General features: G+C 60.9%; 24 protein-coding genes. 23 read left to right on the plus strand and 1 reads right to left on the minus strand.

The genetic code is table 11. From position 1 onward, the window contains the following. Positions 1-41: 41 nt before the first annotated feature. Complete coding sequence (flgA, locus tag PRJ_RS07695) at positions 42-794, minus strand: flagellar basal body P-ring formation chaperone FlgA (RefSeq protein WP_012051593.1); 753 nt, start codon at positions 792-794, stop codon at positions 42-44. A 77-nt stretch (positions 795-871) separates the two neighbouring features. Here flgA and PRJ_RS07700 point away from each other — a divergent pair, with 77 nt between their 5' ends. The 23 genes from PRJ_RS07700 to PRJ_RS07825 all read left to right on the plus strand — a co-directional run bounded on the left by PRJ_RS07700 (position 872) and on the right by PRJ_RS07825 (position 25,515). Beyond that, complete coding sequence (locus PRJ_RS07700) at positions 872-1,801, plus strand: chemotaxis protein CheV (RefSeq protein WP_010955104.1); 930 nt, start codon at positions 872-874, stop codon at positions 1,799-1,801. A 52-nt stretch (positions 1,802-1,853) separates the two neighbouring features. Then, positions 1,854-2,681 (plus strand): protein-glutamate O-methyltransferase CheR, encoded by an 828-nt coding sequence (gene cheR, locus PRJ_RS07705; protein WP_004575768.1) that lies wholly within the window; start codon positions 1,854-1,856, stop codon positions 2,679-2,681. A 624-nt stretch (positions 2,682-3,305) separates the two neighbouring features. Next, complete coding sequence (gene flgB, locus PRJ_RS07710; RefSeq protein ID WP_010955103.1) at positions 3,306-3,716, plus strand: flagellar basal body rod protein FlgB; 411 nt, start codon at positions 3,306-3,308, stop codon at positions 3,714-3,716. A 2-nt stretch (positions 3,717-3,718) separates the two neighbouring features. Continuing rightward, positions 3,719-4,162, plus strand: coding sequence for a flagellar basal body rod protein FlgC (gene flgC / locus PRJ_RS07715; protein WP_003254469.1), 444 nt, complete (start codon positions 3,719-3,721; stop codon positions 4,160-4,162). A 12-nt stretch (positions 4,163-4,174) separates the two neighbouring features. Continuing rightward, positions 4,175-4,876 (plus strand): flagellar hook assembly protein FlgD, encoded by a 702-nt coding sequence (flgD, locus tag PRJ_RS07720; protein WP_003254468.1) that lies wholly within the window; start codon positions 4,175-4,177, stop codon positions 4,874-4,876. A 28-nt stretch (positions 4,877-4,904) separates the two neighbouring features. Beyond that, positions 4,905-6,227, plus strand: coding sequence for a flagellar hook protein FlgE (flgE, locus tag PRJ_RS07725; protein ID WP_020189992.1), 1,323 nt, complete (start codon positions 4,905-4,907; stop codon positions 6,225-6,227). Positions 6,228-6,297: 70 nt separating this feature from the next. Further along, positions 6,298-6,489: a hypothetical protein gene (locus tag PRJ_RS07730; protein ID WP_003254464.1), complete on the plus strand. Its 192-nt coding sequence runs from the start codon at positions 6,298-6,300 to the stop codon at positions 6,487-6,489. A gap of 160 nt (positions 6,490-6,649) precedes the next feature. Next, positions 6,650-7,390 (plus strand): flagellar basal-body rod protein FlgF, encoded by a 741-nt coding sequence (gene flgF, locus PRJ_RS07735; protein WP_010955101.1) that lies wholly within the window; start codon positions 6,650-6,652, stop codon positions 7,388-7,390. Between the two features lie 47 nt (positions 7,391-7,437). Beyond that, positions 7,438-8,223 (plus strand): flagellar basal-body rod protein FlgG, encoded by a 786-nt coding sequence (flgG, locus tag PRJ_RS07740; RefSeq protein ID WP_003254462.1) that lies wholly within the window; start codon positions 7,438-7,440, stop codon positions 8,221-8,223. A gap of 36 nt (positions 8,224-8,259) precedes the next feature. Then, complete coding sequence (gene flgH, locus PRJ_RS07745) at positions 8,260-8,955, plus strand: flagellar basal body L-ring protein FlgH (protein ID WP_003254461.1); 696 nt, start codon at positions 8,260-8,262, stop codon at positions 8,953-8,955. 12 nt (positions 8,956-8,967) lie between these two features. Further along, positions 8,968-10,077, plus strand: a complete 1,110-nt coding sequence (locus PRJ_RS07750; protein ID WP_004575771.1) for a flagellar basal body P-ring protein FlgI — start codon at positions 8,968-8,970, stop codon at positions 10,075-10,077. A gap of 11 nt (positions 10,078-10,088) precedes the next feature. Continuing rightward, complete coding sequence (gene flgJ, locus PRJ_RS07755; RefSeq protein ID WP_104961043.1) at positions 10,089-11,243, plus strand: flagellar assembly peptidoglycan hydrolase FlgJ; 1,155 nt, start codon at positions 10,089-10,091, stop codon at positions 11,241-11,243. Positions 11,244-11,255: 12 nt separating this feature from the next. After that, positions 11,256-13,298: a flagellar hook-associated protein FlgK gene (gene flgK / locus PRJ_RS07760; protein ID WP_104961044.1), complete on the plus strand. Its 2,043-nt coding sequence runs from the start codon at positions 11,256-11,258 to the stop codon at positions 13,296-13,298. 13 nt (positions 13,299-13,311) lie between these two features. Next, entirely contained in the window at positions 13,312-14,877 is a 1,566-nt protein-coding gene (locus PRJ_RS07765) for a flagellar hook-associated protein 3 (protein ID WP_003254454.1), read from the plus strand. Positions 14,878-15,375: 498 nt separating this feature from the next. Beyond that, entirely contained in the window at positions 15,376-16,305 is a 930-nt protein-coding gene (locus PRJ_RS07775) for a ketoacyl-ACP synthase III (protein ID WP_003254453.1), read from the plus strand. 393 nt (positions 16,306-16,698) lie between these two features. After that, entirely contained in the window at positions 16,699-18,447 is a 1,749-nt protein-coding gene (locus PRJ_RS07785; RefSeq protein ID WP_004575774.1) for a flagellin, read from the plus strand. A 76-nt stretch (positions 18,448-18,523) separates the two neighbouring features. Next, positions 18,524-18,874, plus strand: coding sequence for a flagellar protein FlaG (locus PRJ_RS07790; RefSeq protein ID WP_104961047.1), 351 nt, complete (start codon positions 18,524-18,526; stop codon positions 18,872-18,874). A 78-nt stretch (positions 18,875-18,952) separates the two neighbouring features. After that, positions 18,953-20,308: a flagellar filament capping protein FliD gene (gene fliD, locus PRJ_RS07795; RefSeq protein WP_104961048.1), complete on the plus strand. Its 1,356-nt coding sequence runs from the start codon at positions 18,953-18,955 to the stop codon at positions 20,306-20,308. Positions 20,309-20,385: 77 nt separating this feature from the next. Next, entirely contained in the window at positions 20,386-20,781 is a 396-nt protein-coding gene (gene fliS / locus PRJ_RS07800; RefSeq protein ID WP_003254447.1) for a flagellar export chaperone FliS, read from the plus strand. A 19-nt stretch (positions 20,782-20,800) separates the two neighbouring features. Beyond that, entirely contained in the window at positions 20,801-21,094 is a 294-nt protein-coding gene (locus PRJ_RS07805; RefSeq protein ID WP_003254445.1) for a hypothetical protein, read from the plus strand. A gap of 170 nt (positions 21,095-21,264) precedes the next feature. After that, a complete protein-coding gene (fleQ, locus tag PRJ_RS07810; protein WP_003254443.1) occupies positions 21,265-22,740 on the plus strand; it encodes a transcriptional regulator FleQ in 1,476 nt (491 codons plus the stop codon). Between the two features lie 202 nt (positions 22,741-22,942). Beyond that, entirely contained in the window at positions 22,943-24,160 is a 1,218-nt protein-coding gene (locus tag PRJ_RS07820) for a PAS domain-containing sensor histidine kinase (protein ID WP_014590148.1), read from the plus strand. Continuing rightward, positions 24,160-25,515, plus strand: a complete 1,356-nt coding sequence (locus tag PRJ_RS07825) for a sigma-54 dependent transcriptional regulator (RefSeq protein ID WP_104886518.1) — start codon at positions 24,160-24,162, stop codon at positions 25,513-25,515. The genes PRJ_RS07820 and PRJ_RS07825 overlap by 1 nt, the downstream gene beginning before the upstream one ends. The last annotated feature ends 23 nt before the right edge of the window (positions 25,516-25,538 follow it).

Here is a 25,538-nt window from a genome sequence, read left to right on the forward strand (position 1 = left end):
GAAAAGCGGTTCCTCACTGCCAGCGCAATCTGGTGGCTGGCCTACATACTGACCTCGACCTGGCCCGGGCCGGTCACCCTGGCCTTGACCACGCGTTTGGAATTGAGGTTGCGTACCCGGATCTGCTCGCTCAGGCCGCCCTTGCTCAGGGCTTCGCCCGGCATGCGCACACTCAGGCTGCCACTGCGGGCGATGATCACCACCTGGTCACCCTTGCGCACCACCTCGGCCTGTTCCAGGTGTTGCGGGGTGAGCACCTGGTCGATCACCGTGGGGCGCAGCATCTTCATGCCCACCGCCTGGTCCAGCTCGGTCAGAAAGCCCTGGCCCAGGGTACCGACATCGCGCTCGCGCAGGGCCACGTCACCTTCGCCGACCGTGTTGTCGCGCTTGAGCGGGCGGGTCACCACCACCACATCGCGGAAAAGTCGCACGGTGGCCGGCACGAATACCGTCCACGGTGCTGCGCCGTTGCAGCGTATCCGTACCGTCACCCGGCCCAGCGGCTGGGCCGGGCTTTCCAGTGAGGCGTCCAGCTGCTGGCTGCACAACGGCATGCGCAGGCGTGGGTCCAGTGGGTTGACCTGGATTTCATAGCGGCCGGCAGTCTGGGTGGTGGACAGATAATCTTCAACAGTGAATTCAAGAAACCCTTGGGTGACACCGATAAGCTGTTCAGGCAAGGTGAACGCGTTCGCCACCGTGCGAACGCCGGGCATCAGCAGGCACAGCGTGGCCAGCGGGCCAGTCAGCAGGCGTGTCAATCGTCGGGAAAATGTCGTTTTCGTGTGCATGACACTCAAAAAAGCAAAGCCCGTGCCGACTCGCTACCTGAGTTGCAACGAAAGGCTGAAACGTTAAGGAGTCTGGCATGGCGGGTGTTATGGATTCGGTCAACCAGCGCACGCAGCTGGTGGGGCAGAATCGCCTGGAATTGCTGCTGTTCCGCCTCAATGGCGAACAGCTTTACGGCATCAATGTGTTCAAGGTCAGGGAAGTACTGCAATGCCCTGCGCTGACCCTGCTGCCCAAGGCGCACCCTGTGGTGCGTGGCGTTGCCAATATTCGCGGGGCGACCATCCCGATCCTCGACTTGTCGATGGCCACCGGGTTGCGGCCGTTGCAGGAAGACACACGCAACAGCTTCGTGATCATCACCGAGTACAACACCAAGACCCAAGGCTTCCTGGTGCATTCGGTGGAGCGCATCGTCAACATGAACTGGGAAGAGATCCATCCGCCACCCAAGGGTACCGGCCGTGATCACTACCTGACCGCGGTCACTCGGGTGGACAACCGCATGGTCGAGATCATCGACGTGGAGAAGGTGCTGGCCGAAGTGTCGCCGTCGTCCGAGTCGGTATCGGCCGGTGTGATCGATGCCGAAGTGCAGGACAAGGCGGTGTTGATGCGGGTGCTGACCGTCGACGACTCGTCGGTTGCGCGCAAACAGGTCAGCCGGTGCCTGCAGACCGTAGGGGTCGAGGTGGTGGCGCTCAATGATGGCCGTCAGGCGCTGAACTACCTGCGTCAGCTGGTGGATGAGGGCAAAAAGCCGGAAGAAGAGTTCCTGATGATGATCTCGGACATTGAAATGCCGGAAATGGACGGTTATACGCTAACCGCAGAGATTCGCAGCGATCCGCGCATGCAAAAATTGCACATCTGCCTGCATACTTCGCTTTCCGGGGTGTTCAACCAGGCAATGGTCAAGAAGGTCGGTGCCGATGACTTCCTGGCCAAGTTCAAGCCGGATGACCTGGCCCAGCGGGTGGTCGACCGGATCAAGGCAGCGCATTGAAGCAGCCGGGGGCATGCCCTCCGGCACCAGTGATTGAAAAGAGGCGGCAGTAGTGTCTACGGGTAATTTGGATTTCGAACAGTTCCGGGTCTTCCTGGAGAAAGCCTGTGGCATCCTGCTGGGCGAGAATAAGCAGTACCTGGTTTCCAGCCGTCTCAACAAGCTGATGGAACAACAGGGCATCAAGAGCCTGGGTGAGCTGGTGCAGCGCATCCAGGCCCAGCCGCGCGGCGGTTTGCGCGAGCAGGTGGTCGATGCCATGACCACCAACGAGACCCTGTGGTTTCGCGACACCTATCCCTTCGAGGTGTTGAAGAACAAGGTGATCCCCGAGTTCATCCGCAACAACCCCGGCCAGCGCCTGCGCATGTGGTCGGCGGCCTGTTCGTCGGGGCAGGAGCCGTATTCCATCTCGATGGCGATCGACGAGTTCGAGCGCAGCAACCTCGGCCAGTTGAAGATGGGGGCGCAGATCGTCGCCACCGATCTCTCCGGCACCATGCTGACCAACTGCAAGACCGGCGAATACGACAGCCTGGCGATTGCCCGCGGCCTGTCCCAGGAACGCCTGCAGCGCTATTTCGACCCCAAGGGGCCGGGGCGTTGGGCGGTCAAGCCGGCGATTCGCAGTCGTGTCGAGTTCCGCTCGTTCAACCTGCTCGACAGTTATGCCAGTCTGGGCAAGTTCGACATCGTGTTTTGTCGCAATGTGCTGATCTATTTCTCGGCGCAGGTGAAGAAGGACATCCTGCTGCGCATTCACAGTACCCTCAAGCCCGGTGGCTACCTGTTCCTCGGCGCCTCGGAAGCGCTGAACGGCTTGCCGGACCATTACCAGATGGTGCAGTGCAGCCCGGGGATCATCTACCAGGCCAAGTAAGCACGAAGGCCGGTATCGAGAGATGCCGGCCTTTTTGTATGCCTATCCGCTGTTCCTGCCGAGCTCCCCGTAGGAGCGGGTTCACCCGCGAAGAGGCCGGCCCTGCTGGCCATTTACCACCCGCCGTTCACCGTTGCCGCCGCTACCGTATTCGCGGGTAAACCCGCTCCTACCACACTGATCGGTGATGGCCACACAATCAGGGGTTGGCCACAGGCCGCGTGTAGGAGCGGGTTCACCCGCGAAAGGGCCGGGCCTGCTGGCCAATTTCCACCAGGCGTTCACCGTTGCCGCCGCTACCGTATTCGCGGGTAAACCCGCTCCTACACAGATTGGTGGTGGACATACATCGGAGGTTGGACACGGCCCGCCGTAGGAGCGGGTTTACCCGCGAAGAGGCCCGCCCAGGAAAACACTGACGTCAATTTTTTGTTTTGCCGCTTTTGCCGCCCATCAATTGCCGCTTTTGTCACCTCAGGCGGAAGGCCTTTGCCGCTTTTCTGGCATCAATCTGACAGTACTGCGCCGCAAAACCCCATAAACACGGGCTTTTCAGTGGTTGGCACAGCCCTTGCTATACCTTGCTCAACGAAATTCCGGTCAACCTCTGAAGGTTTCCCTGACATGAGCATCAGCTTCGACAAGGCGCTTGGTATTCACGAAAAGGCACTGGGCTTCCGCGCCCAGCGCGCTGAAGTGCTGGCCAACAACATCGCCAACGCCGACACGCCCAACTACAAGGCCCGTGACATGGACTTCGCCTCGGTGCTCGCAGCCGAAAGCGACAAGCAGCAGAGCGGCGGCCGCTTCAACCTTGACCGGACCAACAGCCGGCACATCGAAGCTGAGGGCCTGGCCATGGCCGATGAAACCCTCAAGTACCGCACGCCGCTGCAGCCGTCGATCGACCAGAACACCGTGGATGCGCAGATCGAGCAATCGAACTACACGGAAAACGCGATTGGCTTCCAGGCCAGCTTCACCTTGCTCAACAGTAAATTCAAAGGGCTGGTTTCCGCCCTGCGGGGAGAATGACCATGTCCCTTTCCAGTGTCTTCAACATTGCCGGTAGCGGCATGAGCGCACAGAACACGCGTCTGAACACCGTGGCGTCCAACATCGCCAACGCCGAGACCGTGTCTTCGAGCATCGACCAGACGTACCGCGCCCGTCACCCGGTGTTCGCCACCACTTTCCAGAATGCACAGGCCGGCAGCAGCCAGTCGCTGTTCGAAGACCAGGGCGAGGCAGGGCAGGGCGTGCAGGTAAAAGGCATCGTCGAAGACCAGAGCACCCTTGAAGCACGCTACGAGCCGAACCACCCGGCGGCGAACAAGGACGGCTACGTCTACTACCCGAACGTCAATGTGGTCGAGGAGATGGCTGACATGATCTCCGCCAGCCGCGCGTTTCAGACCAACGCTGAACTGATGAACACGGCCAAGAACATGATGCAGAAAGTGCTGACCCTGGGGCAGTGATAGGAAGCCGACATGACCACCACCAATTCCACTACAGACGTCGGCAGCGCATACCTGACCTCGCTGCAGAAGCAGACGTCCAAGACTGACAGCTCTACCGGCGCCGCCGGCAGCGCGCTGGGCAAGGACGCGTTCCTGCAGTTGCTGGTCACCCAGATGCAGAACCAGAACCCGCTCGACCCGCAGGAAAACGGCGAGTTCGTGGCCCAGTTGGCGCAGTTCAGCAGCCTGGAAAGCATGCAGTCGCTGAACGACGCTGTGACCTACATCGCGGCCGGGCTGCAATCTTCCCAGGCCTTGCAGGCCTCCTCGCTGGTCGGGCGCAATGTCATTGTCCAGACCGACAAGGCCGTGGTCGATACCAGCAAGGACATGAAGGGCTCGGTCAACCTGACGTCGTCCAGTACCTCCACCTCGGTGGGGATCTACGACAAGGACGACAAGCTGGTGCGCACCATCGAACTCGGTACCCAGAAGTCTGGCAGCATCGACTTTACCTGGGATGGCCTGAACGATGACGGTGAAGTCGCGGCCGCCGGGACCTACACCTTCAAGGCCACCGCCTCGATCGATGGCAAGGCCACGGCCATGACCACCAACCTGCCGGCCTCGGTTACCAGTGTGACCATGGGTAGCAACGGTTCGGAGATGACGCTCAACCTGGCCGGGCTGGGCAGTGTTGCGCTTTCCAAAATCCAAAGCATCGGCATCTAGGGCCTGAGCAAAACGACAGGAGTTACACATGTCTTTCAATATCGGCCTTAGCGGCCTCTATGCAGCAAACAAGGCCCTGAACGTTACCGGCAACAACATTGCCAACGTTGCCACCACCGGCTTCAAGTCGTCGCGTGCCGAGTTCGCTGACCAGTACTCCAACTCCATTCGCGGCACCAGCGCGGGCAAGACCGTGATCGGCACCGGGGTAAAGACTGCCGCGGTTTCGCAGCTGTTCACGCCAGGCAATATCAACGCCACCGGCCAGGCGCTGGACATGGCTATCGATGGCAACGGCTTCTTTGCCCTGAACGACAACGGCTCGAAGATCTATACCCGTGCGGGCGCTTTCTACAGCGACAAGGCCGGTTATGTGGTGAATGCTTCGGGTGCCAACCTGCAGGGTTATGCGGTCGGCGAGGACGGCAAGATCATCCAGGGTATCCTGACTGACCTGCAGATCGATACTTCCAACCTGACGCCGAAGCCGACCGGCCTCATCACCGAGAAGATCAACCTGAACTCGGCCGCGACCTCCCCGTCGGTGACGCCCTTCGATCCCACCAATGCCAGTTCCTACAACTTCACGTTCAATACCCCGGTGTTCGACAGCCAGGGTAATGAACACCAGATGAACCAGTACTTCATCAAGGACGACGCGACCAATACCTGGTCCATGCACACCACTATCGATGGCCGCAACCCGGCCAATCCGGCTTCCACCACGCCGCTGGTCAACGCCGTGCCGTTCAAGTCCGATGGTACGCTGGACAAGGATGCAATGACTGCGGGTGACGTCGCGGGCGGCCTGAGCATTGGCGAAGACAAGATCTTCCAGCTCAACGACTGGATCCCGGCGCAGAAAAACGCCGCTGGAGAGTGGTCGGCCAATGGCGCCATCGCCAACGCGGACGGTGTGAAGCTGGACATGCTGGGTGCCACCCAATACAACGCGTCGTCCGCAGAAATCGCCAAAACCCAGGATGGCTTCGCCACCGGTGAGCTGTCGGGGCTGAGCATCGACCAGAACGGCTACCTGTTTGCCAGCTTCACCAACGGCAAGGACAAGGTGATCGGCCAGGTGGCGATTGCCAACTTCGCCAACCTGCAGGGCCTGACGCCGATTGGCGGTACCAACTGGAAAGAGTCCTATGCCTCGGGCGTGCCGGTGATCGGCGCTCCGGACACCGGTACCCTCGGCCAGATTTCCGGTGGTGCCCTGGAGGACTCCAACGTCGACCTGACCGGCGAGCTGGTCAACCTGATCAAGGCGCAGAGCAACTACCAGGCCAATGCCAAGACCATTTCCACTGAAAGCACCATCATGCAGACCATCATTCAGATGACCTGATGATTGTTTTTGCTGTGGTGTTTGTAATTGGGGCCGCAAAGCGGCCCCAAGAATGTGAAGGTTCATGCGAATGAAGCGGCTGTCGTTACTGGCCTTGTTCCCCCTGCTGGTGCTGGTTCTGCCGGCCCCCGCTGCCCCCGCCCCGTTCTATCAATGGCAAAGCCTGGTCACCGGCCGCTACCTGTGTTCGGCCCACAACCCGGGCAAAGGCTGGGTGCGCCACTCTGGCCCCTACAACAACGCCGCCTGCCGCGCCCATTGAGCAAGCCCTTGCCGCAGGCGGCAAACATCCGCCGACAAACTGACGGTTATTGCCCCTTGCCGCGCTGAAAGCCCCGTAAACCGGGTGTTTCAGACTTGGTTCAATTATTGCTTGGAACCTGCCCAGTGACAGCGCGGCAGCTACGCGCAGAGGAGAAACTGTGGACAAGTTGCTTTATGTGGCCATGACCGGCGCCAGCCAGAACGCGCTGGCGCAGAAGGCCCACGCCAACAACCTGGCGAACATTTCCACCAACGGTTTTCAGCGCGACCTGGAGCAGGCCCGCTCGATGCCGGTGTTCGGTGACAGCTTTCCGGCGCGTGCATTCGCCATGACCGAGCGCCCGGCCACCGACTTCAGTGAAGGCCCGTTGGTCGAAACTGGCCGCGACCTTGACGTGGCGGTGACCGGCAAAGGCTTTATCGCCGTGCAGGCGCCGGACGGCAGCGAAGCCTATGTGCGTACCGGTAGCCTGAACATCGATGCCCTCGGTGTGCTGCGTGCCGGCAATGGCATGCCGGTGATCGGCAACGGTGGCCCGATCGCCATCCCGCCGGAGCAGAAAGTGGAAGTGGGTGCCGACGGCACCATCAGCATCCGCTCCATGGGTGAAGACCCGCGGGTGATGGCCGAGGTCGACCGCATCAAACTGGTCAACCCGGACACCAAAGGCCTGACGAAGGGCCTGGACGGTCTGATCCATACCACTTCCGGCCAGCCGGCCGATGCCGACGTCAACGTGCGGGTGGTGGCTGGCTTCCTGGAAGGCAGCAATGTCAACGCTGTCGAGGAAATGACCTCGGTGCTGGCGCTGTCCCGCCAGTTCGAACTGCACGTCAAGATGATGAATACGGCCAAGGAAGGCGACGAAGCCATGGCTCGGGTTTTGCAAATCGGCTAATCACTTTTGAACGGGTGCCGTAAAACAGGCGCACGAGGAGAACTCACATGCTTCCGGCTCTTTGGGTCGCTAAAACCGGCCTGTCCGCTCAGGACACCAACCTGACGGTCATTTCCAACAACCTGGCCAACGTCTCGACCACCGGCTTCAAGCGTGATCGCGCCGAATTCGCAGACCTGCTCTACCAGATCAAGCGCCAGCCTGGTGCCCAGTCGACCCAGGACAGCGAGCTGCCCTCGGGCCTGCAGGTCGGTACCGGTGTGCGTATCGTGGGCACCCAGAAAAGCTTCGTCGCCGGCAGCCTGCAAACCACGGAAAACCCGTTGGACATGGCCGTCAACGGTCGCGGTTTCTTCCAGGTCCTGCAGCCGGATGGCACCGTGTCGTACACCCGTGACGGCACCTTCCACCTGAACTCCGATGGCCAGATCGTCACCGCCAACGGCTACGCCCTGGAACCTGCCATTGTCGTGCCTAACGACGCCCAGACCTTCACCGTTGGCCAGGACGGCACCGTGTCGATCACCACCGCCGGCAACCCGGCTGCACAGGTGATCGGCAACATCCAGACCGCCGACTTCATCAACCCGGCCGGCCTGCAGGCGATCGGCGACAACCTGTTCCTCGAGACCGCCGCCAGTGGCGCACCGCAGGTTGGCACCCCAGGCCTGAACGGTTTTGGCACCACCTTGCAGCAGACGCTGGAGAACTCCAACGTCAGCACCGTGGAAGAGCTGGTGAACATGATCACCACTCAGCGTGCCTACGAGATGAACTCCAAAGTCATTTCCACGGCCGACCAGATGCTGTCGTTCGTTACTCAACAGCTCTAAGCCCTGTCACTCAGCTGCGCCCGTGAGGTAAGTGTCATGAATCGTCTGTTGTCCGTTTTCGCCCTGGGGGGGGCGGTGTTGCTGGCAGGTTGCGTCGCACCGACGCCCAAGCCCAACGACCCGTACTATGCGCCGGTGTTGCCGCGCACCCCGTTGCCGGCAGCGGCCAACAACGGTTCGATCTACCAGGCCGGTTTCGAGCAGAACCTGTACAGCGACCGCAAGGCGTTCCGGGTGGGTGACATCATCACCATCACGCTCAATGAGCGCACGTCCGCCAGCAAGAACGCGGGCTCGCAGATCGCCAAGACCAGCAAGACCGACATCGGCCTGACTTCGCTGTTTGGTAGCACGCCCAACACCAATAATCCGTTCGGTGGCGGCGACCTTTCGCTGGAGGCCGGTTATAGCGGCGATCGCGCGACCAAGGGCGACAGCAAGGCCACCCAGGGCAACACGCTGACCGGTTCGATCACCGTCACCGTGGCCGAGGTGCTGCCCAACGGCATCATCGCCGTGCGCGGCGAGAAGTGGCTGACCCTGAACACCGGCGAAGAGCTGGTGCGCATTGCCGGCATGGTTCGCGCTGACGATATCGCCACCGACAACACTGTGCCGTCCACCCGTGTGGCCGACGCGCGCATCACCTACTCCGGTACCGGTTCGTTCGCCGATGCCAGCCAGCCCGGGTGGCTGGACCGCTTCTTCATCAGCCCGCTTTGGCCTTTCTGAGTACGGATGACCATGTTCAACGTGAGGCAGCTGATTGCCACAACCCTGCTTTTGTCCTGCGCCTTCGCTGCCCAGGCCGAGCGCCTGAAGGACATTGCCAGCATCTCTGGCGTACGTTCCAACCAGTTGATTGGTTACGGCCTGGTGGTGGGCCTCAATGGCACGGGTGACCAGACCACCCAGACGCCGTTCACCCTGCAAACCTTCAACAACATGCTGTCGCAATTCGGCATCAAGGTGCCGGCCGGTTCCGGCAACGTGCAGCTGAAGAACGTTGCCGCAGTGTCGGTGCATGCCGACCTGCCACCGTTCGCCAAGCCGGGCCAGGTGGTGGACATCACCGTGTCGTCGATCGGTAACTCGAAGAGCCTGCGCGGCGGCAGCCTGTTGATGACCCCGCTCAAGGGTATCGACGGCAATGTCTACGCCATTGCCCAGGGCAACCTGGTCGTGGGCGGCTTTGATGCCGAAGGTCGTGACGGCTCGAAGATCACTGTCAACGTGCCGTCGGCCGGTCGTATTCCGGGTGGTGCCAGTGTCGAGCGTGCGGTGCCGAGCGGCTTCAACCAGGGCAATACCCTGACCCTTAACCTCAATCGTCCCGACTTCACGACCGCCAAGCGCATCGTGGACAAGGTCAACGACCTGCTCGGCCCTGGCGTGGCCCAGGCCGTGGATGGTGGTTCGGTACGGGTCAGCGCGCCGATGGACCCAAGCCAGCGCGTGGATTATCTGTCGATCCTCGAAAACCTCGAAATCGACCCGGGCCAGGCGGTGGCCAAAGTCATCATCAACTCGCGTACCGGCACCATCGTCATCGGCCAGAACGTCAAGGTGTCGCCGGCAGCGGTAACCCACGGCAGCCTGACCGTGACCATCACCGAAGACCCGATCGTCAGCCAGCCGGGGGCCTTCTCCAATGGCCAGACTGCCGTGGTGCCACGCTCGCGGGTCAATGCCGAGCAGGAAGCCAAGCCGATGTTCAAGTTCGGCCCGGGCACCACGCTGGATGAAATCGTCCGCGCGGTGAACCAGGTGGGCGCAGCGCCCGGCGACCTGATGGCGATCCTCGAAGCCTTGAAGCAGGCCGGCGCCTTGCAGGCCGACCTGATCGTGATCTGAGGACGGCGCGGATGAATATCAAAAGCCAGGTATCCGGTAGTGCCGACAGCGGCGCCTATACCGACCTCAACCGCCTGAGTGCCCTCAAGCACGGCGACCGCGACAGCGAAGCCAATGTGCGCAAGGTGGCCCAGGAATTCGAGTCGCTGTTCATCAGCGAAATGCTCAAGGCCTCGCGCAAGGCCAGTGACGTGCTGGCCGACGACAACCCGATGAACACCGAAACGGTCAAGCAGTACCGCGACATGTACGACCAGCAGTTGGCCGTGAGCATGTCCCGCGAAGGTGGCGGCATCGGCTTGCAGGACGTGCTGGTGCGCCAGCTGACCAAGGGGCGCAGTGCGTCGATCAATACCAGCCCGTTCCCGCGCGTCGATAGCGGTGGCCCGGCATTGTGGGGCAACAAGGTGGCGGAGCCAGCGCATGCCATGGCCTCGTCCGCTACGCGCAACGACGTTGCTGCACTCAACGCGCGGCGCCTGGCCCTGCCCAGCAAACTCACCGACCGCCTGTTGGCCGGTATCGTACCGTCGGCGGAAACTGCCAATAACGCCGCCGTGCCTGCCCGTGACGGTCAGCCAGTCGCCAAGGCCTTCGCCGTGCCGGACAACGGCCTGCGCATTGTCGGCCGTGCCGTGGCCCAGCCACCGCTGGCGCCGAACAAGGCTTTCACCGACAGCGACGCCTTCGTCGCCACCATGCTGCCAATGGCCGAGCAGGCCGCCAGGCGCATTGGTGTCGACCCGCGCTACCTGGTGGCCCAGGCCGCGCTGGAAACCGGTTGGGGCAAGTCGGTGATGCGCAACAGCGACGGCAGCAGCAGCCACAACCTGTTCGGCATCAAAGCCACCGGCAACTGGCAAGGCGAGCAGGCGCGGGCGATCACCAGCGAATTCCGCGATGGCCAGTTCGTCAAGGAAACCGCGGCGTTCCGCAGCTACGACTCCTACCAGGACAGCTTCCACGATCTCGTTACCTTGCTGCAGAGCAATGCTCGCTATCAAGGTGCGCTGGATGCGGCCGATAACCCTGAGCAGTTTGCAAGAGAGCTGCAAAAAGCAGGTTATGCGACCGACCCGGGCTATGCGAAGAAGATCATCAGCATCGCCCAGCAAATGCAGTCAACCCCGCAATACGCCATGGCTGGCAGAACCACGAACTTATAAAAGGACTAAATCATGTCGAGCCTGATTTCCATCGGCCTGAGTGGCCTGAGTGCCAGCCAGGCGGGCTTGTCGGTAACCAGTAACAACATCGCCAACGCCGCGACCAGTGGCTACTCGCGCCAGCAGACGGTTCAGGCGGCGGGGCCTTCGCACAACATAGGCGCAGGGTTCCTGGGTACCGGGACCACGCTGGCGGATGTGCGTCGCATCTACAGCTCCTACCTGGACAACCAGTTGCAGACGGCCACCTCGTTGCAGGCAGACTCGCTGACGTTCCAGGATCAGATCACCAGCGTCGACAAGCTGCTGGCCGACCGTGACACCGGTATCAGTTCGGTCCTTACCGCCTTCTTTTCGGCGCTGCAGACTGCAGCGGCGAAACCGGGTGACGTTGCCTCGCGTCAGCTGCTGCTGACCCAGGCGCAAACCCTGAGCAACCGTTTCAACGCGGTGAGCACCCAGCTGACCCAGCAGAACGCCACGATCAACTCCCAGCTCGACACCATGGCCGGCCAGGTGAACAAGCTCACCGCCAACATTGCCGAGTACAACAAGCAGATCACCGCCGCCAGCGCCTCCGGCAACAGCCCTAACAGCCTGCTGGATGCGCGCAGCGAAGCCGTGCGCCAGCTCAACGAGCTGGTAGGGGTGACGGTGCAGGAGCGTGATGGCAACTACGACGTGTACCTGGGCAGTGGCCAATCGCTGGTCACCGGAACCAAGGCCAACACCTTGTCGGTGGAGCCGGGTGTGGCCGACAAGAGCCAGGTTGCCCTGCGCATCAACTATGACTCGTTCAGCTCGGACGTGACCTCGGTGGTGTCCGGTGGCGCCATTGGCGGCCTGTTGCGTTATCGCCAGGACGTGCTGACGCCGTCGATGAACGAGCTTGGTCGCGTTGCCCTGGTAGTCGCCGACAGCATCAATAGCCAGCTGGGTCAGGGCCTGGATGCCAACGGCCAGTTCGGCAGCTCGCTGTTCTCCAGCATCAACAGCGCCACCGCCATTGCCCAGCGCAGCCTGGCCTCGTCGAACAACAGTGCCGGCTCCGGCAATCTGGATGTCACCATCGCCAACAGCGGTGCGCTGACCACCTACGACTACGAGGTGAAGTTCACCAGCGCCAACCAGTACAGTGTGCGCCGCTCGGACGGCACCGACATGGGCAGCTTCGACCTGAATGCCGACCCGGCACCGGTGATCGATGGTTTCAGCCTGGCGTTGAAAGGCGGCGGCCTGGCGGCCGGCGACAGCTTCAAGGTCATCCCCACCCGTGCAGCTGCCGGGAGCATTACCACGACCTTGACCGATGCCAACAAGCTGGCCTTCGCCGGCCCTGTCAGCGCGACCTCGGGCAGTGGCAACAGCGGTACTGGCACCATCACCCAGCCGACCCTGAGCGAGTCGCTGGACATCTACGGCGGTGCCGATACCGCGCTGATCCAGCAGTCGATTCGCGATTCGATGCCGGTGCGCGTGGTGTTCGATGCTGCCAGTAGAGGCTCCCAGGGCTACAAGCTGTTCGATGCCAAGGGCACCCAGATTGGTACCGGCAGCGTGGTGCCTGGGCAGGACAACAAGTTGTCCATCGCCGTGCCGATGCTGGATGCGGCCGGCGACCCGATTCTGGATGGTAGCGGTAACCCGCGTACCTTTGCCGTCGAGACCACAATCGGTGGCAGCCCTGCGGCCAATGACAGCTTTACCCTGTCGTTCAATGCCGACGGCAAGGCGGACAACCGCAATGCCAACGCGCTGCTGGACCTGCAGACCAAGTCGACCGTGGGCACCAATTCTGGCACCGGGACCAGCTTCACCTCGGCCTACGCCTCGCTGGTCGAGCGGGTAGGGGCCAAGGCCAGCCAGGCCACCATTGACACCACGGCGACCCAGGCAGTGCTCAAGTCTGCGACCGAGAGCCGCAGCGCGGTGTCGGGCGTCAACCTCGATGACGAAGCGGCCAGCCTGGTGAAGTTCCAGCACTACTACACAGCGTCGTCGCAGATCATCAAGGCGGCGCAAGAAACCTTCTCCACCCTGATCAACGCCCTGTAAGGAGTAGCGGACCGTGCGTATTTCAACTGCTCAGTTCTATGAGACCAGCGCCACTAGCTACTCCCAGAACTACTCCAACTTGGCCAAGATTACCGAACAGGTCACCTCCAAATCGCGCATCCAGTCGGCCGGTGACGACCCGGTCGGCGCTGCGCGCTTGCTGGTGCTGCAGCAACAGAGCGCCTTGTTGGAGCAGTACAGCGGCAACATGACCACGGTCAAGAACGCCCTGCTGCAGGAAGAGAGCGTGCTATCGACCATCAACGATGCCCTGCAGCGTGCCAGCGAGCTGGCGATCCAGGCGGGTAACGGGGGCCTGAGCGATGCCGACCGTACCTCGATCGCCAGCGAGATCAAGGAAATCGAAGCCAACGTGTTCGGTCTGCTGAACTCGCGCGATGCCAACGGCGACTACATGTTTGGCGGCTCCAAGTCGTCGACCCCGCCCTATGTGCGCAACGCCGACGGCACCTACAGCTACCAGGGCGACCAGACCCAGCTGAGCCTGCAGGTGTCCGACACCTTGCGCCTGGCGACCAACGACACCGGCTACAGCATTTTCGACCAGGCCACCAATAACAGCCGCACCCAGTCGAGCCTGGTAGCACCGTCGCCGGATGACGGCAAGGTATTGCTGTCTGGCGGCCTGTTGACCTCGGCCACCACCTACGGCAATCAGTTTGCCGCTGGTCAGCCGTATTCTGTCACCTTCACCAGTGCCACCGAGTACAGCGTGAGGGATGCCGCCGGCAATGACATCACCAATGAAACCGCCGGCAAGGGCAAGTTCGACGTCAATACCGAAGGCGGCAAGATGATCTCGCTGCGCGGTGTCGACTTCGAGATCAACCTGAACCTGGCGGAAGGTGACGATGCTGACGCCGTCGTTGCCGGCCATGTGTTCACCCTCGAAGCCAAGCCCGATACCCTCACGGCGACGCGTAGCGCGGGCAACCCGTCGACGGCGCAGGTGACCGGCACCAGCGTTACCGACCCGGAAGCTTACCGTAGCACCTTCCCAAGCAACGGCGCGGTGATCCGCTTCACCAGCGATACCGAGTATTCTCTGTATGCGCAGCCGTACAGTGCCGACAGCAAGCCGATTGGCTCGGGTACAGTAGGGGCGGGCAACGCAGTGACGGTGGCAGGCGTTACCTACCAGTTCGACAGCGCGCCGAAGCAAGGCGACCAGTTCTCGGTCAATGCCAATACCCATCGCACGCAGAACGTACTGGATACCTTGGGTCAGCTACGCAGCGCTCTGGAAAAGCCGCTGGACACGCCCGAGGCGCAGGCTGCACTGAAAACCGCCACCGACTCGGCGATTTCCAACCTGGCCAGTGCCCGGGATCGTATCGACATTACCCGTGGTTCGATCGGTGCGCGGGGCAACTCGCTGGATATTCAGGCGCAGGAAAACGAAAGCCTGGGGCTGGCCAACCAAAGCACACAAAGTGCCATTGGCGATACTGACATGGCCTCGGCCACCATTCAGCTGACCCTGCAGCAGGCCATGCTTGAAGCTTCGCAGTTGGCGTTTGCGCGCATTTCTCAGCTAAGCCTGTTCGACAAGATCTAGTCTGCCTGCCTGATCCTGGGGCTGCTGCGCAGCCCTATCGCGACACAGGGCCCCCCACAGGTCCTCCTCTCTCCTGAGGGTGGCGTATTTGGGCTGCTCCCCAGGGTTGGATTGGTGTCCAGCTTCTTGGGGGCAGTCCAGGTCGTCCTCTCTCCTGAAGGTGGCGTATTTGTGGGAGCGGCCTTGCGTCGCGAAAGGGCCGCGAAGCGGCCCCATCGATATCTGCTGCGAAGCTGATCATTCGGGGTCCAGTGCCCGCCCGGTCATTCCAAAAATTCCCCAGTCCCCACACCCTCGCCACGGCTTTCGTAGCATTTCAATGTGACCAATGAGTCAAAACGCTCATCTTCCCTGTATTCTATGCAGCAGCTGTTGCAGCATTTTGTTACCGGTGCGCAGGCGAGCCCTGGCTACAACCCCTGGCGGTGACCGCTCCGGTATTTGGCGCCCTCAATTCATCGAGTGGTGGTCTTTGGCTGTTTTCATTGGGAAGCCAGAATGATTGGCATCAAAAGCATTGCGAGTTACGTGCCCACCGCTGGCCTGGACAACTACGTTCAGGGTGCGAAGTTCGGCAAGGACGAAGAGTTCATGTTCGGCAAGATCGGTGCGTCGTTCCTGCCGCGCAAGGCCGAAGAGCAAGAAACCTCCGACTTGTGCGTAGAAGCCGCCCAGGCGCTGTTCGCCAGCAACCCCGACCTTGATCCGCAATCGATCGATGCGTTGATCGTGGTCACCCAGAACGGCGACGAAGAAGGCCTGCCGCACACCGCAGCCATCGTCCAGAGCAAACTTGGCCTGTCTACCCGCGTGGCGGCGTTCGACGTGTCGCTGGGCTGCTCCGGCTATGTGTATGGCCTGTATGCGATCAAAGGCTTCATGGAGGCGGCAGGCCTGAAGAACGGCCTGCTGATCACCGCCGACCCGTATTCGAAGATCGTCGACCCGGAAGACCGCAACACCACCATGCTGTTCGGCGACGCCGCCACGGCAACCTGGATGGGTGAAAACGCGGTTTGGAACCTGGGCCAGGCGCGTTTCGGCACTGACGGTTCCGGTGCCGAGCACCTGAAAGTCAGTGACGGCAAATTCTTCATGAATGGCCGCCAGGTATTCAACTTCGCCCTGATCAAAGTGCCAGCGCACCTGCACGAGCTGCTGGATGCCAGCGGCCTGAAGTCGTCGGATATCGACGCCTTCTGCATCCACCAGGGCAGTGCGGCGATTGTCGACGCCGTGGCGCGACGCTTTGAAGAGCAACACCCGGAGAAGTTCGTCAAGGACATGCTGGAAACCGGCAATACGGTGTCCTCCAGTGTTCCGCTGCTGCTGCAGAAGCACATGCTCGATGGCAGCTGGAAGCGCGTGGCGATCAGTGGCTTTGGCGTGGGCCTGTCGTGGGGCTCGGCCATCCTGTACCGCGACTGATCCCAGTCAGCCCCTAAAAGCGCCCGGCGGCCACCGCCCGGCGCTTTTTTTCTGCCGACAATAAACTTCTGCCTAACGCAGCCCATTGTAGGAGCGGGTTCACCCGCGAAGAAGGCAGCTCGGTCTATGGCACCGGCTTCGCCGGTGTTCGCGGGTGAACCCGCTCCTACAGATGGGATGAGGCATTCAGCCCATTCCAAACAGTTTTTGACGCCAATAAACCGCCCTTAACCCCTTGATTTCTCAGGGCTGGCCCCATGCCAGTATTTTTTTTTTGAAAAAACCCTCAAGCAACCCGCACACCCGACGATAACCATTACGAAGGTTCTCTAGGCCACACCCGGCTGTCGCCAGGGCCGGAAGCCGCAGTATCCATACAACGAGGAATTCGTCATGGCTTTGACCGTTAACACTAACATCACCTCCTTGGGCGTTCAGAAGAACCTGAACCGTGCTTCCGACGCGCTGGGCACCTCCATGTCCCGCCTGTCCTCTGGCCTGAAAATCAACAGCGCCAAAGACGACGCCGCTGGCCTGCAGATCGCCAACCGTCTGACCAGCCAGATCAAAGGCCTGAGCGTTGCCGTGAAAAACGCCAACGACGGCATCTCCATCGCTCAGACTGCTGAAGGTGCGATGCAGGAATCGACCAGCATTCTGCAGCGTATGCGCGAACTGGCCCTGCAGTCGGCTAACGGCTCGAACAGCGATGATGACCGTACTTCCCTGCAGCAGGAGTTCACCGCTCTGTCGGGTGAGCTGACTCGTATTGCAAACACCACTACCTTCGGTGGTCGTAACATTCTGGACGGCTCTTTCCAGAACATCGGTTTCCAGATTGGTGCTAGCGCTAACGAAACAATTTCGTTCGGCATGACTGACATCAGTGCAACTGGTCTAAAAGGATCTTACAGCGAGGCAACTGTTGCTGGTAATGAAATGGGGGGGCTGACTGCCACTGCATTGGGTACTAAGCTGACCACTCCAGCGCCGGTGGTGGGTGCGGCGGTCGTGAACAGCACATCAGTACCAGACGAGATTAAGGCTGGTGGAGGCGGCTTCGCTGCGGAATTCGGCTTCGCTATCGGTAATCAATCTGTATTGGTAGAGGTTGGTGACGAAGGTGCAGCTATTGCTACTAAGATGCAAGCCGCTCTGCGAGCTGCGACTGGTGATAATACCGCCACTGTAGGCTTTACTGACGCTGATGGCTTCACCATGTCTGCCTTGGCAGATATAGAAATTTCCGGCGCTGGTGCTTCCGCTGTTGGTCTAGCTACCGGCACCACTAACGCTGTTCGTGCAGGTACTCCAACCCCTGCAACTGGCGCAACTACTCTTGCTGCTGGTGGCACTATCAAGGTCAATGACACTCAGGTTACTTGGGCTGCAGGTGCTGATATTGACTCTGTTCTCACTCAAATCAACGCTATCGGTACTATCGACGCAACCAAAACCAAAATCGATGCTGATGGTCGTTTGAATATCGTTTCGAAAGATGGCAGCGATGTTCGTCTCTCGAATGATCAAAGCGGTTCCTTGGCTCAGTTGGGCCTGACTGCTGGTACTTCTGAAGCTAAAACTACTGAAGATACTTCGATTACTCTGAATGGTGTAGAAGTCAAGTTCGCCAAGGGCTCCAGCGCTCAGAACGTCGTTTCGGCGATCAATAGCGCTAGCACGGGTGTTACTGCCAGTCTGACTGATGATGGTAAGCTGTCGCTGTTCTCCGACAAAGACATTACTGTTGCTGACGGTAGTGCAGGTACTGGTCTCGCCGCTCTCGGTCTAGCCGGCAAAACTGGTGCGACGGCAGTTGCAATGGAAACTACCGTTTCCAACCTCAGCATTACTGACGCTAAGTCGTCGCAGATATCGATCCAAGCATTGGATGCTGCTATCGCCCAAGTCGACAGCCAGCGCGCCCAACTGGGTGCCGTTCAAAACCGCTTCGACAGCACCGTAGCCAACCTGAACAGCATCTCGGAAAACTCCACCGCTGCCCGCAGTCGTGTGCAGGACGCCGACTTTGCTGCTGAAACCGCCGAGCTGACCAAGCAGCAGACCCTGCAACAGGCTTCCACCGCGATCCTGTCCCAGGCCAACCAGCTGCCGTCGTCGGTACTGAAACTGCTGGGCTAATTTCAAAAGCTGAGTAGTTTGACGAAGGGTACGGCGACGTACCCTTTCGTCTTTCCGAGAATAAGAGGTGTAAGACATGGATATGAGCGTGAAACTGGGCCTGTCCTATCCCGCCTCCGCTGCGCCCGACACATCGACGAGCAAGCGGCAAGCAAGCGATCTGGCAGCCAGCGAGTCGGTCGACAAACAACCCAAGCCTGAAGCTCGGCAAGACCTGGAAAGCGCCATCAGTGCCATCCAGGACTTCGTCAAGGCTTCAGAGCGGCAACTCGATTTTTCGATCGATGACTCCACCGGCCAGGTGGTGGTCAAGGTCATAGCCCGCCAAAGCGGCGAAGTCATTCGCCAGTTGCCTTCCGAAGTGGCACTGAAACTGGCGGAAAACCTGAAGGATGCCAATAGCCTGTTGTTCAATGCCCAGGTCTGAGTTGGCACGGCATTTGTTTATTAGCGCACGGATGCCTTTTCGTCGGTAAACCGGCGGCAACGATTAAGGAGATGTGATATGGCGAGCTCAACCATCAATGGGCTTGGCTCTGGCCTCGATATCAGCGGTATCGTGAAGGCGCTGGCAGATGCCGAAAAGGCGCCCAAGCAAACCCAGATCAACAACCAGACCACCACAGCCACCACCTCGCTGTCGGCCATCGGTACTGTGAAAAGCGCACTGGATACCTTTCGTGCAGCCGTTGCCAAGCTAAACACGGCTTCGAGCTTTTCCGGTTTGGCGTCATCGTCGTCCGATGAAGCCATCGCCAAGATCAAGCTGGGCGATGGCGCGTCTTCCGGTGACTATGCTCTCGAAGTTACCCAGTTGGCGACAGCTTCCAAGATCTCGACACAGGTCTACGAGAAGACTTCGACCATCGTCAACGATTCGGGGCAATCGCAAACCCTGACCATTAGCCAGGGCAGTGCTACCCATAGCGTGACCATCGCCAACGGCGCGACCCTGCAGCAGGCTCGTGACACGATCAATGGTCAACTGCAGTCAAAAGGTATCACCGCGAACATCGTCACCGACGCCAGTGGTTCACGCCTGATCTTCTCGTCCACTAAAATGGGTGAGGGCACCGAACTGACGTTGGGCGGCGACGCCAGCATGGCTAGTGATGTGACGACCATCGCCGAGCCACAGAACGCAAAATACACCCTGGACGGTCTTGAGCTGGAATCGGCCTCGAATACTGTAACAGGCGCCATCAGTGGCGTGGATATCACACTGGTCAAGGAAGGCAAGGCCAGCCTAGCGGTATCGAGCAATAACGATACGCTCAAGACCTCGGTGCAGTCGTTCGTCACCGCTTACAATGCGCTGATGACTACTATCAATGCCCAGACCAAGGTCACCACAGGCTCTGATGGCTCTGCCACCGGCTCGGCCGCATTGACCGGTGATGCGACCATGCGCTCGCTGGTCAATTCCATTCGTAGCGAGATCAGTCGCAGCGTTGGCAGTACAGGCCTGCGCACTTTGTCGCAATTAGGCATCAATACCGTCCAGAAAACCGGCCTGTTGGAGCTCAATGACACCAAGTGGGACGCTGCGGTCAAAACGTATGGTGCTGACATCAGCGGTCTGTTCACCGGTAAGGAAGGCCTGCTCACGCGCATGACCTCCGCCACCGAGGAATACGCCAAGACCGGTGGCATCCTGGCCTCTCGTCAGACCAATCTGACTAATCAGCTCAAGCAACTGGAAGAGTCGCAAACCGCCCTGGACCGTCGTATCGAGTCTTTGACCGAAACCCTGACCAAGAAATATAACGCCATGGACACCATGGTCGCCCAGCTCAAGGCTACTAGTGACAGCGTGATGACCACGCTCAACGCGTTGAACAAAGCCAATAGCGACAGCTGATCATTAAAGAAACGCCGGGCCGGGCCGATGTAGTAGACATGCGGCCCACGTCCAGCCCCGTTCAATGAGGATCCCCCATGCACCCGATGAGAGCCCTTCGCCAGTACCAGAAGGTCAATTCCCACGCTCAAATTTCCGAAGCTACCCCGCACCGCTTGGTGCAGTTGCTGATGGAGGGTTCGCTTGACCGCATGGCTCAGGCCAAAGGTGCGATCGCGCGCGGCGATGTGGCGCTGAAGGGTGTGATGCTGGGCAAGGCTATTGACATCATCGGTGGTCTGCGTGAGGGGCTGGATAAGGAAAAGACCGATAACCCAGACGAACTGGACCGCCTCGACAGCCTGTACGACTACATGGCTCGCCGCCTGACTCAGGCCAATCTGCATAGCGACCCGGCCATGATCGACGAAGTCGCGCAATTGATGATCACTGTCAAAAGCGGCTGGGATGCCATCGCCTCCGCCGAGCAATAACACCCTAAGGAGCACCCCCATGAGCGCGCTGCAGCAAATCGAAGACACCCGCCTTGCCCTGAGCGAGGCCCTGCAAGTGCGCGACTGGGCGGCCATTGGTGAGTTGGACTTGGCCTGTCGTGCGCTGATGGATGAATTACTGCAAGAGAATCAGGATGATGAGGCCGCAATCCGGGCCAATCTGGAAGCGTTGATGGCGGTTTATCGTCAGCTGATCGACGTTGCAAGTGACGAGCGTCAATCCTTGGTCGCACAAATGTCGAATATCAACCAAGCGAAACACGCCACAAAGGTATACCATCTGTTCAGCTGAAGCTGGGCAGAGAGCAACGCTTCGGCGCCATAAATTTGACTGCCTTTAAGTTTTTGACTTTACTAGTGGCTGTTTTCGAATTTCAGACGTCCGAACACTGACCATTCAGTCGGAATGATGTCGAGCACGCCCCTGCAGGGCGCCGATATGACTAGGGAAGTTGCTATTGCATGTGGCGTGAAACCAAGATTCTGCTGATCGATGACGACAGCGCGCGCCGCCGCGACCTTGCGGTGGTGCTGAACTTCCTCGGCGAAGAAAACCTCGCGTGTGCCAGCCATGACTGGCAGCAGGCGGTCGAGCCATTGTCCTCGAGCCGCGAAGTGCTGTGCGTGCTCATCGGCACCGTGAATGCTCCGGGCAATCTGCTTGGGCTGCTTAAGACAGTGGCTACCTGGGATGAGTTCCTTCCGGTTCTGCTTTTAGGTGAAATTTCTTCTGCCGAGCTGCCGGAAGACCTTCGCCGCCGGGTGCTGTCCAACCTGGAAATGCCGCCAAGCTACAGCCAGCTGCTGGATTCGCTGCACCGTGCCCAGGTCTACCGCGAAATGTATGACCAGGCGCGCGAGCGCGGTCGCCAGCGCGAGCCCAATCTGTTCCGTAGCCTGGTGGGCACCAGCCGTGCCATTCAGCACGTGCGGCAAATGATGCAGCAAGTGGCGGATACCGACGCCAGCGTGCTGATCCTGGGTGAGTCGGGCACCGGCAAGGAAGTGGTGGCGCGTAACCTGCACTACCATTCCAAGCGCCGCGAAGCGCCGTTCGTGCCGGTCAACTGTGGCGCGATCCCGGCTGAGCTGCTGGAAAGCGAACTGTTCGGCCACGAGAAGGGCGCCTTTACCGGGGCCATCACCAGCCGTGCCGGGCGTTTCGAGCTGGCCAACGGCGGTACCCTGTTCCTCGACGAAATCGGCGACATGCCGTTGCCGATGCAGGTCAAGCTGCTGCGTGTGCTGCAGGAGCGTACCTTCGAGCGCGTGGGCAGCAACAAGACCCAGAGCATCGACGTGCGCATCATCGCTGCGACGCACAAGAACCTCGAAACCATGATCGAGGACGGCACCTTCCGCGAAGACCTGTACTACCGCCTGAACGTGTTCCCTATCGAAATGGCGCCGTTGCGTGAGCGGGTGGAAGACATCCCGTTGCTGATGAACGAGCTGATTTCGCGCATGGAGCACGAGAAGCGCGGTTCCATTCGCTTCAATTCCGCCTCGATCATGTCGCTGTGCCGTCACGGCTGGCCGGGCAACGTGCGCGAGCTGGCCAACCTGGTCGAGCGCATGGCGATCATGCACCCGTACGGGGTCATTGGCGTGTCGGAACTGCCGAAGAAATTCCGCTATGTCGATGACGAAGACGAGCAGATGGTCGACAGCCTGCGCAGCGACCTGGAAGAGCGCGTGGCGATCAATGGCCACACACCAAACTTCAGCAACCACGCCATGCTGCCGCCCGAAGGCCTGGACCTCAAGGACTACCTGGGTAGCCTGGAGCAGGGCCTGATCCAGCAGGCGCTGGACGATGCCAACGGTATCGTTGCGCGCGCGGCTGAACGTTTGCGTATTCGCCGTACCACCCTGGTCGAGAAAATGCGCAAGTACGGCATGAGCCGCCAAGGCGGCGAGGAACAGGCGGAAGATTGAAGCCTGGCGGTTGCCTGTGCCGGCCTCTTCGCGGGCACGCCCGCTCCCACAGGATCGATGCACATCTTCAATTCGGTGATATCCCTGTGGGAGCGGGCGTGCCCGCGAAGAGGCCGGCACAAATCCCTATCTCCGGCACGGCTATTGCTACACCGCTGGCAACACACCGTTTTTATGACGGTCAGCCACGCGAGAGAGCACGATGCCCCAGGCCGCCCACGTATCCCGAGCCCCCGATCAGCAGGGGCAAACCCTGGTCGCGCAGGACAGCGGCCAGGGTATCGCGCAAGCCTTCGCCCTGTTCAATCAGGTGTCCAGCCAGCTGAGCCAGTCCTACAGCCTGCTTGAAGCCCGGGTCAGTGAACTCAAAGGTGAGCTGGCCGTGGTCAGCGCCCAGCGCATCGACGAACTGAGTGAAAAGGAACGCCTGGCCAACCGCCTGCAGAACCTGCTGGACTTGCTGCCCGGCGGGGTGATCGTGATCGACGGCCAGGGCCTGGTGCGCGAAGCCAACCCGGCCGCCTGCGAGTTGCTCGGTGAGCCTCTGATCGGCCAATTGTGGCGCCAGGTGATCGCCCGTAGCTTTGCCCCGCGCAAGGACGACGGCCACGAAGTCTCGCTGCGCGACGGTCGCCGCCTGTCGATCGCCACCCGCTCGCTGGATGCCGAGCCTGGCCAATTGGTGCTGCTCAACGACCTGACTGAAACCCGTCGCCTCCAGGACCAGCTGGCTCGCCACGAGCGCCTGTCGTCGTTGGGGCGCATGGTTGCCTCGCTGGCCCACCAGATCCGCACACCGCTATCGGCAGCCATGTTGTATGCCAGCCACCTGGCCGATAGCGAGCAAGCGCTGAGCGCGGAAACCCGCCTGCGTTTTGCCGCGACCTTGAAGGAACGCCTGCACGAGCTGGAACACCAGGTGCGCGACATGCTGGTGTTTGCCCGTGGCGAGTTGCCGCTGGGGGATCGGGTGACCCCGAAAGCGCTGTTCCAGGCCCTGCAGCAGGCGGCCCAGGCGCATGTGCAGGGGCACGCCGTGCGCTGGCAGTGCGACAGTCATCTGGGTGAGCTGCTGTGCAACCGCGACACCCTGGTCGGCGCCTTGCTCAACCTGATTGAAAATGCCCTGCAGGCCAGCGATGGCCCGGCGCGGCTGAAGGTGCACCTGTACCGCCGCGAACGTAGCTTGCACCTGTGCGTCAGCGATGCCGGCAGCGGCATCGATGCAGGCTTGCTCGGCCGTTTGGGCGAGCCGTTCCTTACCACCAAGGCCACCGGTACCGGCCTGGGCCTGGCCGTGGTCAAGGCGGTGGTGCGTGCGCATCAGGGCACGATCAACCTGCGCTCGAAAGTCGGCCGTGGTACCTGCGTGCGGGTAGAGCTGCCGTTGATCGACGGGCAATTGGCGGAGGGGGTGTAATGGCAATCAAGGTGCTGCTGGTCGAGGATGACCGCGTATTGCGCCAGGCGTTGGGCGATACCCTGGAAATCGGCGGTTTCGCCTATCAGGCAGTGGGCAGTGCCGAAGAAGCGCTGGAGGCCGTACTCGAAGACGCGTTCAGCCTGGTGGTCAGTGACGTCAACATGCCCGGTATGGATGGGCACCAGTTGCTGAGCCAGCTGCGCCGCCAGCAGCCACAGTTGCCGGTGTTGTTGATGACGGCGCATGCTGCCGTCGAGCGTGCAGTCGAGGCCATGCGCCAAGGCGCCGCCGACTACCTGGTCAAACCGTTCGAGCCCAAGGCGCTGCTCAACCTCGTGGAGCGGCATGCCGCCGGACGTGTGACCGGCGAAGAAGGGCCGGTGGCCTGCGAGCCGGCCAGTCGCCAGTTGCTGGAGCTGGCGGCCCGTGTGGCGCGCAGTGACTCGACCGTGCTGATTTCCGGCGAGTCCGGTACTGGCAAGGAAGTGCTGGCGCGCTACATTCACCAGCAGTCGCCGCGTGCGGCGCAGCCCTTCGTGGCGATCAACTGTGCGGCGATCCCCGACAACATGCTCGAGGCCACCCTCTTTGGCCACGAGAAGGGTGCCTTCACCGGTGCTATCGCGGCTCAGGCAGGCAAGTTCGAGCAGGCCGAAGGCGGCACCCTGCTGCTCGACGAAATCTCGGAAATGCCCATGGCCTTGCAAGCCAAGCTGCTGCGTGTGCTGCAGGAGCGCGAGGTGGAGCGGGTAGGCGGGCGCAAGCCGATCAGCCTGGACATTCGGGTGCTGGCCACCACCAACCGCGACCTGGCCGGCGAGGTGGCGGCCGGGCGCTTCCGCGAAGACCTGTACTACCGCCTGTCGGTGTTCCCGCTGGCCTGGCGCCCGCTGCGTGAGCGGCCGGGCGATATCCTGCAGCTGGCCGAGCGCCTGCTGGCGCGCCATGTGACCAAGATGAAGCATGCCCCGGTGCGCCTCTCGCCAGCGGCTCGGGCCTGCCTGCAGGCATATGCCTGGCCGGGCAACGTGCGCGAACTGGACAACGCCCTGCAGCGGGCGTTGATTCTGCAGCAGGGTGGCGTGATCGAGGCGGCGGATTTTTGTCTGGCAGGCGCCATTCCATTGTCGGCTGGCACCGAGCCATCTCTCGAGGTGGCTGCTGATGCCGGCGGCCTGGGGGATGACATGCGTCGCCACGAGTACCAGATGATCATCGACACCCTGCGCGCCGAGCGCGGCCGCCGCAAAGAGGCGGCCGAACGCCTGGGGATCAGTCCACGTACGTTGCGCTACAAGCTGGCGCAGATGCGCGATGCCGGGTTTGACGTCGAGGCCAGCCTGTTCGGCTGACTGGCAAATCATCTGCAACTGGC

This window comes from Pseudomonas sp. XWY-1, from assembly GCF_002953115.1.
In the GTDB taxonomy this organism is placed as follows: domain Bacteria; phylum Pseudomonadota; class Gammaproteobacteria; order Pseudomonadales; family Pseudomonadaceae; genus Aquipseudomonas; species Aquipseudomonas alloputida.